Origin of the sequence: Nocardiopsis halotolerans DSM 44410 (assembly GCF_000341065.1) — a bacterium.
Taxonomy (GTDB): domain Bacteria; phylum Actinomycetota; class Actinomycetes; order Streptosporangiales; family Streptosporangiaceae; genus Nocardiopsis; species Nocardiopsis halotolerans.
Window position 1 is genome coordinate 1 of the sequence record NZ_ANAX01000126.1, and the last position, 1,953, is coordinate 1,953.

2 protein-coding genes and 1 pseudogene are annotated in these 1,953 nt (G+C 72.1%); 2 read left to right on the top strand and 1 reads right to left on the bottom strand.

What is annotated here, in order from left to right; genetic code table 11:
• Positions 1-195 precede the first annotated feature (195 nt).
• Entirely contained in the window at positions 196-927 is a 732-nt protein-coding gene (locus D455_RS0109405; protein WP_017570476.1) for a FadR/GntR family transcriptional regulator, read from the top strand.
• A gap of 3 nt (positions 928-930) precedes the next feature.
• Here the strand turns inward: D455_RS0109405 and D455_RS0109410 are convergent, their stop codons facing one another.
• Positions 931-1,260 (bottom strand): hypothetical protein, encoded by a 330-nt coding sequence (locus D455_RS0109410; protein WP_017570477.1) that lies wholly within the window; start codon positions 1,258-1,260, stop codon positions 931-933.
• A gap of 227 nt (positions 1,261-1,487) precedes the next feature.
• Here D455_RS0109410 and D455_RS29900 point away from each other — a divergent pair.
• Positions 1,488-1,953, top strand: a pseudogene (locus D455_RS29900) (glucose-6-phosphate isomerase); the annotation flags it as partial.

A 1,953-nucleotide genomic window follows, 5' to 3' on the forward strand; every position in this document is an offset into this window, starting at 1 on the left:
GCGCCGTCATGGCGGAACTGCTCGCCACGAGCCTCTATTGGTCGGACCACTTTTGCATGACAGGTCGCTGGTCGGCAAGGAGGGGGAGGCTGATTGGATATGCGTGGCAGGTCGATGGTGGATTGGTATGATCTCTTTCGGCCGGAGGGTAGCCACGGAGGCACACTCGACCCGAAACCAGACATACTGGGCGCGATGGACAGACTGGAGAGAGCCGTGAGCGATCCCGACCGCGGGCGCACCCCCGTCACGCAGCGCGCCACCGACCGGATCAAGGCGATGATCGCCAGCGGCGAGGTCGGACCGGGCGAGCGCCTGCCCACCGAACGCGACCTGTCCGCCCAGTTCGGGGTGTCCCGCAGCTCCATGCGCGAGGCCATCCGCGCCCTCACCACGCTCGGCGTCCTGGAGTCCCGCCACGGCGCGGGCGTCTACGTCACCGCACTGCGCCCCGCCGACCTGCTGGAGACCTTCTCCGTCCTGGCCGAGGTCTCCCAGGGGCGGACCCTCCTGGAGGTCCTCCAGGTGCGCCGCATGCTCGAACCCGCCGCGACCGCACTGGCCGCCGCGCGCGCCAGCGCGGAGGACCTCGACCGCGTCGGGGCCCTGCTGGACCGGATCGAGGGCGGGTCCGACACCTTCTGCACCGACACCGTCGCCGCCGACCTCGGCTTCCACCAGGCCATCGTGGCCAGTACCGGCAACGCCACCCTGGCGGCGGTCAACGACGGGCTGTCCTCGCGCACCTTCAACGCCCGCGTGTGGGCGGGCCACCGGGAGGCCGGGCTCACCGCCAAGCTCCGCGAGGACCACGAGCGCATCCACGAGGCCCTCGTGGCGCGCGACCCCGACGCCGCGCGGGCCGCCGCGACCGTGCACGTCCTGCGCGTGGAACGCTGGCTCAGCGCGGACCTGGCCGGAAGCTGACCATCACCGGTCGCGGTCGCGCACCCGGTCGGCGAACTCCTCGGCCCGCAGCAGCCGCGCCAGCTCCTCGCGCCGCGGGGTCGGCGGGCGCTCCTGCCGGGGTTCGGGCGCCTCCTCGGACACCTCCTGGGGTAGTTCCGCACCGATGCCGAGGGCCTCGTGGTCCTCGATCTCCTCGATCCGGTGGTCGTACGGGTAGAACCTCAGGAGGTCGGCCACCACGGAGTCCTGGTCCGCGGCCCCCACGTCCATCTCCGCGTCCACGTCGTCGTCGTAGCCGGGATCCCAGGACTGGACGTCGAACTCGTCGAGGTCCTCAGGTCGCTCTGTCACCGGCGTCCCCCTCACGCTCGGTTCCCTCCCTTCCGATCATGCCCGCTCGGGGCGGTCGATTCCAGGGGGAGGGGCGGAAAAGCCCCGCGGTTCGGGCTGTGGACAACCGCGGGAACGGAGGCTTTTCGTGGCAGAGTAAGGAAAGCACGGCCACACACCACGAGCGGCGTGCGGACCGGGTACCCGCGCGCCGCCCTCCCGACCACCGAACCGCGAGGAGCCGCCGGATGCCTGACACTCCCCTCTCCCACGCCGAGAACACCGGAGGCGGGACTCCGGCGCCCCTGAACCGGCGACCGGAGTGGCTCGCGCTCGACGAGCACCGGCGGCGGTGGAGCTCCCTCCACCTGCGCCAACTCTTCGACGACGACCCCGGTAGGGCCGGGCGGTACACGCTCGACGTCGGCGACCTGCACGTCGACTACGCCAAGAACCTCGTCTCCGACGAGACCCTGCGCCTGCTCACCGACCTGGCCGGGGCCACCCGGGTCGCCGAACTGCGCGACGCCATGCTGGGCGGCGAGCACGTCAACCTCACCGAGGACCGGGCCGTGCTGCACACCGCCCTGCGCGCGCCGCGGGGCACGGTCATGCGGGCCGACGGCCACGACGTCGTCCCGGAGGTCCAGCGGGTCCTGGACCGGATGTCCGACTTCGCCGAGCGCGTCCGCGCCCGCGAGTGGCTGGGCCACA

Bases quoted from the DNA above. Each gene is read 5' to 3' on its own strand.
- D455_RS0109405 (WP_017570476.1), top strand. From the start codon at position 196: ATGGACAGACTGGAGAGAGCCGTGAGCGATCCCGACCGCGGGCGCACC.